Below are 14,112 nucleotides of genomic sequence, written 5' to 3' on the forward strand. Positions count from 1 at the left end.
CTCTACTCCTTTTACGAAAATTTGATAATTAATTGACTAGTTTTTCAACATGAAGCAAAAAGTATTTATCTTTTTGCTTTTAGTGTATAAATAAAGTTCAAATATCAACGATCAGATTGAGTGAAAAACTTTGCTTTTTAAGCGGTCTTAGTTAACTGAAGTAACTAAAACCTTCTGTTCAATATTTAAAATCTTATAAAGTTCATCTAGTTTTTTTATTTCATAGGTTGGAACTATATCTGAGTCATTTGAAAGCATTTTTGGATTGACCCAGCAAGTATCAATTCCTGATCCTGCCCCACCAATTATATCCGCACTAAATGAATCTCCAATGATCAATGTCTTATCTAATTCAATGTTTGGAATTCGATCAAATACATATTGAAAGTATTCTTTCATCGGTTTTTGATAACTAGTATCCTCAGAAACGAAAATATCTTTAAAGAAAGGATAAATACGCGCCGCATTCAAACGTTTATATTGTGTCTTTGAAACTCCGTTCGTGACAATATATAATTCGAACTCATGCTGAAGACTAGTAAGTAATTCATACGCACCTTCAACTAATTGATTTCCCTCTCCTAAATAACTTTGGTAAGACTGTTCCAGCAGAAAACCGTCAACTTCAATACCAAACTCTTTAAATAAGGTTGAAAAACGTGTGTTCACCACATCATCACGACTTATTTTACCTTCTTCAAATGACTTCCAAAGTCCATGGTTTATTTCTTTGTACCTTGACTTCACTTCATCCGTTAATGGTAATTTTTGATCTTTAAATAGAGATTGTAATGCTACTTTTTCTGCTGCACCAAAATCTAATAATGTATCATCTACATCTAATAATAATGTTTTGTATGTTTTCATAACATTTCCCCATCTCTATTTATTTAATTCATATTTTACTAGATTGATTTTTAACTAGCTTGATACGTTTAAAACTAATTCCGTTTAATTTAAAAATTAATATACCACTTATAATAAGTAAAACACCAATTACTTGCTTAGAAGAAAACGGAACTTTCTCAAGTCCTAGCCATCCTCTAGAATCAAATAATAAAGCAAACATTAATTGAGATGTAAGAACAATTGATATAGCATAAGTTGGTCCAAGAATTCTAGTACTTTTCGTTAAACAGAAAACAACACCTACACCGACAATTCCGCTGATCCAATACCAATTTTTCATATTATGCAAATCAAATAATTGCTTACCATCAAATATTACACCCATAACAAAAGAAGCTAAAAAGCCCATTCCTAATACAAATGTTGTCGTTACCCATATTCCTGTCCGCTCATTTACCTTACTATTGAATATATTTTGCAAACCAATTAGGGATCCTGAAATGAAAGATAATATTAAACCATAAAGCATTAGCTTCACCTCCAAAAAATGTTATTCATATATATTATTACCAGCAAGAACACTCAAACCAGCTCGATCCTTAATAAGGATACCCCCATTTTTCCGCTCCACTAGGTCATCCTTACAGAACTGTTGAATAACTCGATTAACATGTCGATAACTTGTTCCGATCAGATTCGCTGCATCTTTGAGATTTATCGTATTTAAATGATCATTTAGTAAAGAATTCGTTTCATCATATGAAACTGATAGTAGATAACTCGCTAGCCGTACTTCTACTGGATACATTAAATTAAAACTCATCGCATTCGACTTAATATGAAACTTTTCCGTTATGATGTCTAATAAGAACTGAAGAAATGGTGCATAGTCTTTAGCAAATTTTTTTAGCCAACGATAATCTATAGCAATCATTTCCACTGCAGAAACGGCCTCAACCGTATTTATATAATTTGAGCCTCTTACATATTCAATGTCGCCAATTAATTCAAGAGGCTTTTTAAATGAAAGAATTAACGTTTTACCCTCTGCTGTAGTTGTGTAAACTTTGACTTTCCCTTTTACTAAAACAAACAAAGTTTGTGGTAAGTCTCCTTGGGAACAAATAAGCTCTCCTTGCATGAATCGATGAAGAGTCATATAAGCTTTTAAATCGTTATTAAAAACTTCTTCAATATGAAGTTCAGCTAAAAATTGATTAATTTGTGCAAGATCACTAGTGACTTTCAAGTTAACTTCACCTCCAGTACTTTTAAGATCCTAGCACGATTACACCAATCATCATCATACCAATTCCAAAAAATTGAGACGGACTAACATTTAGCTTTTTTACTCCAAACCAGCCTCTACTATCGTTAATAAAAGTGAAACTTAACTGTGCAATTAAAAGGGTTGATATTGAAAATGTAACACCATTGAGATGGATCGATGTTACGTTACAAAAAATAATAAATGCTCCAAATGCTCCACTTGTTAAATACATTGGATTCACATTCTTAACATCAGCTAATTTTTTATCTTTTAGTAATAGTAGTACGAATAAAGCTACAATAAAACCTGTAAACTGCGTAATTGTAGCTGCTTGCCAAGTACCAATATCACTGCTAATTTGTGAATTTGCAACCCCTTGTAGTGTAATGAGTGCTCCACCAACAATTGCTAATAAAATTCCTTTCATATAGTTCTCTCCTGACATTTTGATTTCTTCATTATTAAACGATATTGGATGGTTGTTTGGGAAGGACATATGTCCTAAGGAGAAAAATGAACGTACTCTGCAATTGTGGAAAACTTTTTTAATCATATAAATTTCTGTGGATCGTTTGTAGTTATATTTTTTTGGATTAAATTTTTTTGTGGATACTCCGCTATTATGTGGAAAACTTCTCATAAAAATGTGGAGAAGTTTAAAATTTGTGGATAGTTTGCAGGTGAGTTTTTTATGAACAGTCTATTTTTTGTGGATATTTTTGAGATATTTGAGGCACTGCAAATAAATTTCGATAATCGCAATTAAAAATGCAATCTGCAATTAAATTCTCGAAAATCGCAAATAAAAATAGGAAATCTGCAATTAAAATTATGGAAACCACAATTAAACCGCTAATAATACCCATATCACTTACCGTATTTATAATGCAATTACACTTAAATCAGATGATATGATCAATTCTAATAATCTTTTTCATCTAAATTCTTAACACAGACTAATTATTAACAGATTCCACTATTATGATTTCAAAGCTAAGGAAGGTTAAGATCAATAAAATACCCCAAAATAGCATAAAAAAATCAGGCCACTTATATAGCCTGATTCATTTTTATTAAATTACTTCCTCGCTTACTAAACTTGATTCCATTAAAAGTTTAATTTCATTAATCTTATTTTGATTAAATAAATCAACAATTTTACTACCAACAATGACTCCATCACAATCTTGGCTTAATTCCTTTACTTGTTCTGGGGTAGATACACCGAATCCAGCTATTACTGGTTTATTACTAATTTCTTTCACACTTTTTAAGAAGGATGATAAGCTGTCGTCTAGCTCATTTCGAACACCAGTAATCCCTTTTACTGTTACTGTGTATAAGAAACCTCTTCCTTTTTCAGCAATTTTAATGATTCGATCTTTTGGTGTAGCCATTGTGACTAAACGAATTAGTTCTATCCCAGATTCTTCAAGTTGATGAATGATAATTTCTTCTTCTTCGATCGGTAGGTCAGGAATAATACAGCCGTCTACTCCTGCTTGGTGAAGCTCAGATACGAACCTGTCAATTCCATAAGCTAAAATAGGATTCATATATGTCATGACGATTAAAGGTACAGAAATTAATTTACGAACTTCTTTTATTTTTTCAATTACAGCTTTTAATGTTGTACCAGCTTGTAATGAACGAATTCCCGCTTTTTGAATAATTGGTCCATCAGCCACTGGGTCTGAGAATGGAATACCTATTTCGATTGCTGATGCACCAAATTTTTCTAGTAAAGCAAGTCTTCCTCCTAATACTTCAAGACCACCATCTCCTGCCATTACATACGGAATAAATAGTTTTTCCCCTTTTTTAAGACGTTCTGAAAATTGGAATTCAATTCGATTCAACATCATTATTTGCCCTCCTTTAATCGCTCACGAACGGTATGAACATCTTTATCGCCTCTACCCGATAAACAAATGACTAAGTTTTCATCTTTCTTCATCGTTGCTGCTAGCTTTATTGCGTATGCAACTGCATGTGCACTTTCTAATGCTGGGATAATTCCTTCTAATCTTGCTAGTAATTGGAATGCTTCAAGTGCTTCTTCATCTGTGATTGATTCATATATTACTCGCTCAATATCCTTTAAATAGCAATGCTCTGGACCTACCCCTGGGTAGTCTAGCCCCGCAGAAATTGAATGAGCTTCTTGTATTTGTCCATCTTCATCTTGAAGTAAATACATTAATGCACCGTGTAAGACGCCTGGTACACCTTTTGTTAAAGATGCTGCTTGCTTATCTGTATTGATTCCATGCCCAGCAGCTTCTACTCCAAATAACTTCACACTTTCATCCGTTAGAAATGGATAGAACATACCAATTGCATTACTTCCTCCGCCAATACAAGCTACTACTGCATCAGGAAGTTTACCTTCCTTTGCTAAAAATTGTTGTCTTGTTTCTTTACCTATTACACTTTGGAAATCTCGTACCATCATAGGAAAAGGGTGTGGCCCCATTACTGATCCTAATAAATAATGAGTGTCGTCTACATTGGCAACCCAGTAACGAAGGGCTTCATTTACTGCATCCTTTAATGTCGCACTACCGGATTCAACACTAATCACTTTTGCGCCTAGTAATTCCATTCGGAAAACATTTAGCTCCTGTCTTCGAACATCCTCAGCACCCATGAAAATAACACATTCTAAATTTAATAGAGCACAGACTGTTGCTGTTGCGACACCATGTTGTCCCGCTCCTGTTTCAGCAACGATTTTGCGTTTACCCATTCGAATCGCAAGTAATGCCTGACCTATCGCGTTGTTAATTTTGTGAGCACCAGTATGATTTAAATCCTCACGTTTTAAATAAATAGTAGCTCCGTTAGCATGCTTAGTTAAATTTTCTGCAAAATAAAGAGGTGTTTGGCGACCTACATAATCCTTTAACAAGTTTTCAATTTCCTCATTAAATGCTGGATCATCTTTAATATTTGAATATGCTTCTTCTAATTCAGTTATGGCTTGGATAAGTGTTTCAGGTATATATTTCCCTCCATATATACCGAAATGACCTTTTACATCTGGAAGTGTGTACGTAGACATTTAAATTCCTCCTAATTTAACTTTTTTTATAAAACTTTTTATTTTTTCTTCATCTTTTTTTCCGTTCGTTTCGACTCCACTACTCACATCTACCATTATTGGTTTTACGATGCTACTTGCAGGTATTACATTTTCAATCGTCAATCCGCCAGCTAAAATCAAGTTATCTATTTTCTTTGATTTAACAAGGTCCCAGTTAAATGTTGTTCCATTTCCGCCACGATATTTTCCAGTCGGGCTATCTACTAAAATATAATCACAATCATATTCTACGATTTTTTCAACGTCCCTTTCCGACTGAACTCGTAATGCTTTAATTACTGGAAAGGATAATGAACGACAAAACTCTGGCGTTTCATCTCCATGTAGCTGAAGATGTGTTAAACCAACTTCCTCATAGATGGATTCTAATGTCTCCTTTGTTTCATTTACAAAAACGCCAATCTTCATTACCGAATCTGGCAATGATTCGATGATCTTTTTTGCCTCATTAATTTCAATTTGACGTTTACTTTCTGCAAAAACAAATCCAATTGCATCAGCTCCTGCATTTATTGCACTTTTAGCTGTTTTTAAATCTGTAATGCCACAAATTTTGACTTTCACTGCTTAGCCTCCTTTAAAATAGGAACCATCAGCTCTTTCATGTTTGATGATAATTCATTACTTCTCATTAATGCCTCACCGACTAAAATTCCATTTGCCCCAGCATCTCTTACACGTTTTGCATCATACTGATGGAAAATCCCACTTTCACTAATAATGAATCCGCCATCTGCTTGAATAAAAGGTGCTAGTCTTTCTGTCACACCAAGATTCACTTCAAATGTTTTTAAGTTTCGGTTATTAATGCCGTATAGACCCGGCCTAATTTTTAGTGCTTTTTCTAAATCTTCCTCATCATGTACTTCCATCAATACTTCAAGATTTTGCTGTTTAGCATATTGATATAAATGATTTAGTTCTGTAAAAGGTAATGCAGCAGCAATTAGTAAAATAATGTTTGCTCCATGCTCTTTTGCGATATCTATTTGAACTGGGTCGATAATAAAATCCTTACATAATATCGGAATAGTAACGGAATCACGCACGATTTTCAGATCTTTAAAGGAACCTTTAAAAAAAGTTGTATCAGTTAAAACAGAAATTGCAGCTGCTCCATTTTCTTCATATTTCTTTGCTTGTTCTGCGGGATTAAGATTTGTATTAATATCTCCTTTTGATGGTGATGCTCGTTTAAACTCCGCAATGATCGATAAATGGTCTGCAGCTTTTAACTTTTGGATTAATGATACATTCTTTGTTTCATTCGCTATTTTTCGACTAATTGCTCTTAAACTTTTAATTTCGATTTGTTTTTGAGAAATGATTCGATCTAAAATGGTTTCCATTTAAATAACCTCTCTTTTAAGTTTGCTAGTTTTTTCGACTAGTTTTTGTAATTTCTCATAAGCTGCGCCAGAATCAATGCTCTCTTCAGCCTTCCTAATACCATCTGTAATTTGATTGACAATCCCTGAAGTATAAATTGCTAAACCAGCATTTAATAAAACCGTATCTCTAAAAGCTCCTTTTTCTCCTTTTAAAACTCGAAGAAGAATATCTGCATTTCTCTTTGCATCTCCACCTTTGATTTCTGTATTTGGGTAAGTAGTTAATCCAACTTCTTCCGGATGAAGTGTCATCTTTTTCAGCTCATTATTTTCTAATAGGACGATATGATTCTCACCTGCTAACGAGGCTTCATCTAAATGCCCTGCACCGTTTATTACAATCGCTCGTTTACGTCCTAATTTATTTAGCACTTCTGCAAAAACTTCTAAATAATCTCTTCTGTAAATTCCTAATAGTTGGGTCTCTAATTCAACCGGATTTGTTAAAGGTCCAATTAAATTAAAAATGGTCGGAATTTGTAGCTCACGTCTAACCTTCATAACTTTTTTCAATCTTGGATGAACATATGGAGCAAATAAAAAAGTAATTCCTATTTCATCTAAAAGTTCCTCGGTAGCTTGTGTTGGAACCTGTAACTCCACACCTAATTGTTCTAATACATCGGCACTACCTGTCTTGCTAGACATACTGCGATTTCCATGTTTTGCAATTGGAATTCCACTTCCCGCAATAACAAAAGCTGATGTTGTACTCACATTAAAGCTCGATGAATTATCTCCACCAGTCCCACAATTATCAATGACATTATGAAACTTCCTAGTAAATCCTACTGTATGATTTCGAATCGCGTTTACTAGTCCTGCGATTTCGTTTACTGTTTCACCTTTTGTTTTTAAAGCAACTAGAAATGCTGCGATTTCACTATCTGAAATTTGATCATCCTGTAGAATCTCACCGACAGCTACTTGCATTTCTTCTACTGTAAACGACTCTCGATTAGCTAAGCGTTGAAGGTACTCTTTCATCTTTTAATTCCTCCTTTATTTCATTTAAAAAGTTCAATAAAAGTTGTTTTCCGTATTCTGTTCCAATGGATTCCGGATGAAATTGCATACCGTAGATTGGATATTTTCGGTGTTTAATGGCCATGATTTCTTGATCGTCCATAGCGAATGCTAAAGTTTCAAATAATGGCGGTATCGTTTCCTTTTCAATTACCAGTGAATGGTATCGCATAACTTCTAGCGGTTGGGACATGTAGGCAAATAAATTACTGCCATCATGCCTAATTTTCGATGTTTTTCCATGTTTGATTTGTCTAGCTTTAATAATTTTTGCGCCGAATGCATAACCGATTGCTTGATGCCCTAAGCAAATGCCTAGTATTGGGACAGTCTTATAAAAAGTTTGAATGAGTTCATTCGTTTCCTGCTTCTCTTCGGGTTTACCTGGTCCCGGAGAAAGAATAATTGCTTTTGGATTCATTTCTTTTATTTCATCAATTGAAATTTTGTCATATCTAGCGATTACCATTTCTTCTCCAAGCTCTCCCAAAAATTGATAAAGATTGTAAGTAAAAGAATCGTAGTGATCAATTATTAAAATCATGATTTTCCTCCAAAAAAGCTTTTAGTTTATTAATGGTTTCTTCATATTCGTATTCAGGTTTGCTGTCATAAACAATACCTGCTCCTGCTTGAATATAGGCCATTTGATTTTTTAAAATCATTGTTCGAATAGCTAATGCAAAATCAAGGTTTCCATTAACGGATACATAACCGACTGCACCGGAATATACTCCTCGCTTTGAACTCTCTAATTCATTGATGATTTCCATCGCTCTAATCTTAGGTGCACCAGATACGGTTCCAGCTGGTAAGCAAGCAATAAGAGCATCAAGTGAAGTATGTGGCTTTTTTAATTGCCCGCTAACTTCGGAAACGATATGCATTACATATCTGTATCTTTCAACCGTCATATATTTTTCTAATTTGATTGTTCCAAACTCACAAACTTTGCCTAGATCATTTCTTCCTAAATCAACAAGCATTTTATGTTCGGCAAGTTCCTTCTCATCCTGTAATAAATCCCTTTCGATCATTAAGTCATGTTCATCCGTTTTCCCTCTTCGTTTCGTACCGGCAATTGGATTCGTTATGACTTGATTATCTTTAACTTTTATTAAACTTTCAGGGGAAGTACCAGCAACAACGCTATCACCAAAATCGATATAATACATATATGGTGACGGATTCTGGATTCGTAATTTTCGATAATAATCAAAGGGATTCCCTTCAAAATTTGCTCCCATTCGATGTGATAGAACAACTTGAAAAATATCTCCTTTTTGAATAAATGACTTTGCCTTTTCTACTTTGGACATATAGTCAGATTTACTAACTTCAGACTTGAAAGTAGAAAATACAACTGGTTTTACTTCCTCCTCTTGATTTGAGTTAGATAAAATTACTTGCTTATACTTCTGAATATCGCTCTTCAAATCTTCTAATGTTGTTTCATCGGAAAGCTTTATTCCAACCAAATGAATTTTCTGTTCCAAATGATCAAATACAATAATGACTTCAAAAAACATTAAATGGAGATCTGGCATTCCGATTACATCTTCCAACTCATCACCGATCTCTTCAAACTGGCGAATCGTATCATATCCTACATAACCAATTCCCCCACCAATGAAAGGGATATCCAAAACCTTTAAGCAATCCTGCTTTGGTATTAACTCTTTCAGTTTTAAAAGTGGATTTCCAACAAACTCTTCTTTTTGGCCATTTTTATAGATGATTTGGCCACTTTGATTTGTTCCAATCAATTCAAAAGCTGGTTTTGAACCAACAAATGAATAACGGCCAGAATCTTTATGCTTAAATGAACTTTCAAATAAAAACTTTTTACTAGCGGTCAATTTCTTAAATAATGAAATCGGTGTAAACAAATCCCCCATTATCGTTTCAATGATTATTTCTGCTTTGTTTTGTACTGACAATTTGTTCGACCTCCAAAATTTTAATATTTGAATATAAAAAAAGTCCCCTATACGCACAAAGATTGTGCATATAGAGGACGATTAGTTGCTACCGCGGTACCACCTCAGATTGGATCAGATTTATCTGAATCCCACTTTTCGGATACGGGAATTAGTTACTTAAATAATTCCGATACCCTATCCTTTTAACGGTGGAAATCCGTGCATCCCTACTTTATTGTTCAAGATGCCTCTCGTAAGCCCATTCGATAAAGGTTCCTGTATTAGACTCCCACCATTGTCTAACTCTCTGTGACATTCACCAATATTTACTCTTCTTACTCATCGATTTATAATTATTTAATTTTAAAGAAATACAAAAAGGGCCCCCCGTCTTAAAAAGGACGAGAGACCCGTGGTGCCACCTTCATTAGCTGATTAACAGCTCGCTTTGTCGGTATCCAATCAATTTTCCACTGAATACCCGTCTTTTGTAACGAGAAGACTACTCGCCAAAGCCTACTACTTATTTAAGGTTCGGTTTGAATGCTCGGAAGTCCATTCGCGATTACTTTCACACTGATTCGCACCAACCATCAGCTCTCTTTAGTTTCCGTAATCGTTACTACTCTTCTTCAACGCAAAGTATTTATGGATGTTCATTTAAATTAATTGTCCTTATATTATTATGCAAAAAATAAAAAGTCAATAAGTTTATATCTACAAGATTCGATTTTTCTTCTTTTTAGAAAACTGATATTATACGATTTTGTTAATCTAAAAAACGGAATCGCAAATGATTTTACTATGAGTCTTCATTGCATACACAACCTAATTTTGGAAAGAATAAACCCTATTAGACCTTCCATCAAAGAGGTATCAATATGAGAACCAATACAACAACAATTAATAACCCAAATAAAGAAGAAATTTTATCAAATAATCTTAAAAATAATATTGAAACAATTCAAGAATAATTAAGTCATACAGAAGATATAATTGTTAAGATTATTCATAAAAATACTCAGATGTTTGCCGTTTTGTTTCTTGAATCGATGATAAAAATTGAGGCACTTCAATCATTTATTATTGAACCTATTTTAAGAGAAACAAAGGATGAAACAGGCAATATCGTCAAATCATATGAGATTAAAAACTCAGCAAAGATCTCAGAATTAGGAGATAGTTTATTAGACGGATTTTGTCTAATTTTAGAAGAACATTGTTCAAATGGAATTCTAGCAGCAGCTTCAGATAAGGAACGTGCAATTACCGAACCTCCTAATGAACAAAATATTAACGGTGCTCACGATAGCTACAGTTAGAGCATTAAATATTGAAAACAAAGGTGGAGGACAGTTTGAAGTTAAGGACGAACTTGTTAAAGTAAAGCCGCCTAGTGCATCTGGATTGGAAATTGATCACTATTGGAAGCTAATTGTGACGCATTAGGAATTGGAGAAATCTTATCTAGCTCTTATCTTGATTTATGGAAAAAAATAAATTGGGACAAAGAATATAAGAATGTTAAATTCAAAACTTCCGTAAAAGCAAAAATTGATCGAACTGGACCTGTTTTTTAAGAATCATATTTATAATATTTCATTCACTTGAGCAACATAATGTAAGGATTTGAATCAACTGTTTTTAGGAGGAATCATACTTGATTATAGGTAAAAAAAATGATACATTCTTTGAAATGCTCTTAAATATTGCTAATAATGTAAATGAATGTTCTATTTATTTTGATGATTTTAAAATAAAAAATGCTACTGATTTAAAAACATTCTCTGCAGAAATGAAGGCTTATGAAACAAAAGGTGATACATATATTCATCAAATTATCGTAGAATTAAACAAAACATTTATAACACCAATTGAACGTGAAGATATACTAGAACTTGCTAATAAAATGGATGATGTACTAGACGGAATGGAGCAATGCTCAGCAACATTCGAAATGTACTCTATCGTTCAAATAGATGAATTCATGGTGAAGTTTGTTAAAAATATACGCAGTGCTGCGAATGAAATATTAAAAGCAATTCAATTACTTTCAAGGAAGAAATTATTAGAAATGCGCGTACATGCGATCCAAGTAAAAGACTATGAGTCACAGTGTGATGTGTTATTACGAACTTCCATTAAAGAGCTATTTAAAAATGAAAAAGATCCAATCAAAATAATTCAGTTCAAAGAGATTTATGAAATGTTAGAAGCAGTATCTGATAGTGCACAAGATGTAGCAAATACACTTGAACAGATTATTATGGGTAATGCGTAATTGAATAAATAGTAACTAAAAAATACAGCCTAATTAGACTGTATTTTTTTTATCTCTTCTTTACCCATTTATTTTTTCTCAGTCACTAATTCCTACTTTATTTCTCGTAATATTTCTTAACTAACTCAATAAATATTTCCATCGATTTTGTTTGAAGTTCGATTTTATCTGTGATAATTGAAAAATTACGTTGAATAGGTGTTCCCTTTACTTTTAGGTAATCAATGGTATTTAACTGCTTTTCTTTTTTTATTGCTAGCTCAGAAAGATAGGTAATTCCCATACCTGCTTCTACAGCTTCTTTAATTAATTGTGTACTACCAAATTCAATTATATTTTTAGGACGTATCTTTAATAATTCAAATAATCTTTCGGTCGCTTCCCTTGTTCCAGACCCTTCTTCCCTAACAATCCACGTTTCATTTTCAATTTGTTTCAATGTCACAGCTTCAATAGCATATATTTCACTCTTAGTTCCAGCTATAATATACATTTCATCATTTGCAAACGGCTGTATATTTAAATTTGTATGAATTGCTTCACCTTCAACTATACCAATATCAATTTGATAGCTTAGTGCAGCCTGAACAATTTCTCGAGTATTCCCTATCTGCACTGATGGAATGACATTCGGGAAAAGTCTCTTCATTTCCGCTAAAATTTGCGGTAATACATATTCCCCAAATGTATAACTTGCACCTATTTTCAGATGACCACTAGCCTCATTCATCAGGTCATTCACAAGTGTCGACATACGCTTGTATAAACTAGTTATTTCCTTAGCATGCAAATAAACAATTTCCCCAGCCTTTGTAAGCTGAACATATTTATTCGTTCTAATTAAAAGCTTTGCACCAACATGCTTCTCAAGCAATTGAATTTGCTGACTAACGGATGGTTGAGTCATATGTAACTCCTCAGCCGCTCTTGAAAAGTTTCTTTTCTCAGCAACCGCCATAAAAACTAAAAGAATTTGATCCATACTCTATCTCCTAGTATTAGATTTACTTATTATCAATATTATCATCATTTATTTTTCTTATAATAAGAAAATTGATAAAATGGGTAAAAAGAAAAAGACTGATTCAAAATGAATCAGTCTTCTTTGACGACTTAACTTTTCGAATTAAGTTAATTGCCAAGTACGCTAAAACCATAAAAACAAGATAAATTGACGCATAAAACCAGTATTCTTTATTGGTAAGTTTATTACTTAGGAGACTTAAAATGAAGAATATTGTCAATGAACCTAATAATAGCCCAATTAATGTTTTTAACCTCATTACGATGCACCCCATTATAGTAATTTAGAGTATATGAAAGAAACCCTTTTACAGACTATATAGTTCATTATTGGTAAGAATATTCCAATCTATCCTTTCTAAAGTGCAAAAGCTCTTTCTATACACTACTTCATATAAAAAAGACTGATTTAATCGGTCAACAGTCTGATACTTTTTTACTATATTGGACTCCGACATCAATTAGTTCACTTATAAATTCTCTAATATTTCCTACTAAGACACCACCATGTCCAGTACACATTACACTACTATCAAACTGATTTATTTTTTTTAGTCCACCTAGAAAATGATCTAAGTGTTCTGTTGAGACTCCACCATCTCTCAAATACTTAACCCACTCATTTCTAAGGTCATCTCCTTTAGATACTAGTCCATCTTTTGATAAAGGATCACCAAAGAAACACAAGAAATCACCCGTAAAAATTGTTTTTGATGGGCGATGATATAAAACGACTGAACCTGGGGTATGGTATCCAACTAAATCATACTCAAACTCCTTTATTACTTCATAAGCTTTTAGGTCATTACTAAACTGAGTTAATTCAAGTGAATCAATCAAATCATTATCATTTGAATGGATAAACTTCTTAGCATTTTTAAATATACTAGAGCCTTCAATATGATCCTCATGTCCATGTGTAGCTAAAAAGAGATGGACGTCTTCTGGTGTTTTCCCCAACTCAACCAGAGCTTTCCTAAGATACTTAGAGTGGATCCCTTTTCCTGAATCAATGAGAGTAACTCCATTATCTTGAATTATAAAATAGCAATTATTATATGATTTCCATTCGGTATCCCATATCGCTAAAGCGTATATGTTATCTACCACACGTTCAAAAGAAACTTCCACGTCTTCACCTCCAGAATAGATAGTATTCGATATTTAATTAAAAAATCGGTCTGAAATACCTGCAATATAGTGTTCTATATTTACGACTAATAACCTTTTATCAATATGTTATC

16 protein-coding genes and 2 other annotated features are annotated in these 14,112 nt (G+C 33.3%); of the genes, 3 read left to right on the top strand and 13 right to left on the bottom strand.

The window, feature by feature from the left end; genetic code table 11:
- Nucleotides 1-147: 147 nt before the first annotated feature.
- From MY490_RS20520 to trpE, 11 genes are all read right to left on the bottom strand, one after another.
- The gene (locus MY490_RS20520; RefSeq protein WP_248267304.1) at nucleotides 148-867 is read right to left on the bottom strand and encodes a YjjG family noncanonical pyrimidine nucleotidase; all 720 of its coding nucleotides are present in this window, start codon (nucleotides 865-867) and stop codon (nucleotides 148-150) included.
- Between the two features lie 28 nt (nucleotides 868-895).
- Nucleotides 896-1,378 (bottom strand): DMT family transporter, encoded by a 483-nt coding sequence (locus tag MY490_RS20525; RefSeq protein ID WP_248267305.1) that lies wholly within the window; start codon nucleotides 1,376-1,378, stop codon nucleotides 896-898.
- A gap of 21 nt (nucleotides 1,379-1,399) precedes the next feature.
- Nucleotides 1,400-2,098, bottom strand: a complete 699-nt coding sequence (locus tag MY490_RS20530) for a Crp/Fnr family transcriptional regulator (RefSeq protein WP_248267306.1) — start codon at nucleotides 2,096-2,098, stop codon at nucleotides 1,400-1,402.
- 22 nt (nucleotides 2,099-2,120) lie between these two features.
- On the bottom strand, nucleotides 2,121-2,546 hold the full coding sequence (locus tag MY490_RS20535) for a DMT family transporter (RefSeq protein ID WP_248267307.1): 426 nt from the start codon (nucleotides 2,544-2,546) through the stop codon (nucleotides 2,121-2,123).
- Nucleotides 2,547-3,192: 646 nt separating this feature from the next.
- Entirely contained in the window at nucleotides 3,193-3,978 is a 786-nt protein-coding gene (gene trpA / locus MY490_RS20540) for a tryptophan synthase subunit alpha (RefSeq protein WP_432707098.1), read from the bottom strand.
- A 5-nt stretch (nucleotides 3,979-3,983) separates the two neighbouring features.
- Nucleotides 3,984-5,183 (bottom strand): tryptophan synthase subunit beta, encoded by a 1,200-nt coding sequence (trpB, locus tag MY490_RS20545; protein ID WP_248267309.1) that lies wholly within the window; start codon nucleotides 5,181-5,183, stop codon nucleotides 3,984-3,986.
- Entirely contained in the window at nucleotides 5,184-5,789 is a 606-nt protein-coding gene (locus MY490_RS20550; RefSeq protein WP_248267310.1) for a phosphoribosylanthranilate isomerase, read from the bottom strand.
- Complete coding sequence (gene trpC, locus MY490_RS20555; protein ID WP_248267311.1) at nucleotides 5,786-6,574, bottom strand: indole-3-glycerol phosphate synthase TrpC; 789 nt, start codon at nucleotides 6,572-6,574, stop codon at nucleotides 5,786-5,788. The genes MY490_RS20550 and trpC overlap by 4 nt, the downstream gene beginning before the upstream one ends.
- Nucleotides 6,575-7,603: an anthranilate phosphoribosyltransferase gene (gene trpD, locus MY490_RS20560; protein WP_248267312.1), complete on the bottom strand. Its 1,029-nt coding sequence runs from the start codon at nucleotides 7,601-7,603 to the stop codon at nucleotides 6,575-6,577.
- Nucleotides 7,575-8,186 carry an anthranilate synthase component II gene (locus tag MY490_RS20565; RefSeq protein ID WP_248267313.1) on the bottom strand — a complete coding sequence of 204 codons (612 nt, stop codon included), beginning with the start codon at nucleotides 8,184-8,186 and terminating at the stop codon, nucleotides 7,575-7,577. The genes trpD and MY490_RS20565 overlap by 29 nt, the downstream gene beginning before the upstream one ends.
- A complete protein-coding gene (gene trpE, locus MY490_RS20570) occupies nucleotides 8,170-9,540 on the bottom strand; it encodes an anthranilate synthase component I (RefSeq protein WP_248269443.1) in 1,371 nt (456 codons plus the stop codon). Before trpE ends, MY490_RS20565 begins: the two co-directional genes overlap by 17 nt.
- A gap of 112 nt (nucleotides 9,541-9,652) precedes the next feature.
- Nucleotides 9,653-9,916, bottom strand: a binding site (T-box leader).
- 42 nt (nucleotides 9,917-9,958) lie between these two features.
- Nucleotides 9,959-10,209 (bottom strand) — a binding site (T-box leader).
- A 392-nt stretch (nucleotides 10,210-10,601) separates the two neighbouring features.
- Between trpE and MY490_RS20575 the strand changes: the two genes are divergently transcribed.
- The 3 genes from MY490_RS20575 to MY490_RS20585 all read left to right on the top strand — a co-directional run bounded on the left by MY490_RS20575 (nucleotide 10,602) and on the right by MY490_RS20585 (nucleotide 11,845).
- On the top strand, nucleotides 10,602-10,886 hold the full coding sequence (locus tag MY490_RS20575; protein ID WP_248267314.1) for a spore germination protein: 285 nt from the start codon (nucleotides 10,602-10,604) through the stop codon (nucleotides 10,884-10,886).
- A 102-nt stretch (nucleotides 10,887-10,988) separates the two neighbouring features.
- Entirely contained in the window at nucleotides 10,989-11,144 is a 156-nt protein-coding gene (locus MY490_RS20580) for a Ger(x)C family spore germination C-terminal domain-containing protein (protein WP_248267315.1), read from the top strand.
- Nucleotides 11,145-11,224: 80 nt separating this feature from the next.
- The gene (locus tag MY490_RS20585) at nucleotides 11,225-11,845 is read left to right on the top strand and encodes a DUF47 domain-containing protein (protein ID WP_248267316.1); all 621 of its coding nucleotides are present in this window, start codon (nucleotides 11,225-11,227) and stop codon (nucleotides 11,843-11,845) included.
- Nucleotides 11,846-11,942: 97 nt separating this feature from the next.
- On the opposite strand, the gene MY490_RS20590 is transcribed toward MY490_RS20585, so the two are convergent.
- Both MY490_RS20590 and MY490_RS20595 read right to left on the bottom strand, forming a co-directional pair.
- Complete coding sequence (locus MY490_RS20590; protein WP_248267317.1) at nucleotides 11,943-12,827, bottom strand: LysR family transcriptional regulator; 885 nt, start codon at nucleotides 12,825-12,827, stop codon at nucleotides 11,943-11,945.
- A 458-nt stretch (nucleotides 12,828-13,285) separates the two neighbouring features.
- The gene (locus tag MY490_RS20595) at nucleotides 13,286-13,999 is read right to left on the bottom strand and encodes an MBL fold metallo-hydrolase (protein ID WP_248267318.1); all 714 of its coding nucleotides are present in this window, start codon (nucleotides 13,997-13,999) and stop codon (nucleotides 13,286-13,288) included.
- Nucleotides 14,000-14,112 lie beyond the last annotated feature (113 nt).

The sequence above is a fragment of the Gottfriedia acidiceleris genome, from assembly GCF_023115465.1.
In the GTDB taxonomy this organism is placed as follows: domain Bacteria; phylum Bacillota; class Bacilli; order Bacillales; family Bacillaceae_G; genus Gottfriedia; species Gottfriedia acidiceleris_B.

What these genes read in the sequence shown, in the direction of transcription:
- trpE (WP_248269443.1), bottom strand. Translation starts at nt 9,540, where the DNA reads ATGGGGGATTTGTTTACACCGATTTCATTATTTAAGAAATTGACCGCT.
- MY490_RS20590 (WP_248267317.1), bottom strand. Translation starts at nt 12,827, where the DNA reads ATGGATCAAATTCTTTTAGTTTTTATGGCGGTTGCTGAGAAAAGAAAC.
- trpB (WP_248267309.1), bottom strand. Translation starts at nt 5,183, where the DNA reads ATGTCTACGTACACACTTCCAGATGTAAAAGGTCATTTCGGTATATAT.
- MY490_RS20520 (WP_248267304.1), bottom strand. Translation starts at nt 867, where the DNA reads ATGAAAACATACAAAACATTATTATTAGATGTAGATGATACATTATTA.
- MY490_RS20565 (WP_248267313.1), bottom strand. Translation starts at nt 8,186, where the DNA reads ATGATTTTAATAATTGATCACTACGATTCTTTTACTTACAATCTTTAT.
- MY490_RS20535 (WP_248267307.1), bottom strand. Translation starts at nt 2,546, where the DNA reads ATGAAAGGAATTTTATTAGCAATTGTTGGTGGAGCACTCATTACACTA.
- MY490_RS20525 (WP_248267305.1), bottom strand. Translation starts at nt 1,378, where the DNA reads ATGCTTTATGGTTTAATATTATCTTTCATTTCAGGATCCCTAATTGGT.
- trpD (WP_248267312.1), bottom strand. Translation starts at nt 7,603, where the DNA reads ATGAAAGAGTACCTTCAACGCTTAGCTAATCGAGAGTCGTTTACAGTA.
- trpC (WP_248267311.1), bottom strand. Translation starts at nt 6,574, where the DNA reads ATGGAAACCATTTTAGATCGAATCATTTCTCAAAAACAAATCGAAATT.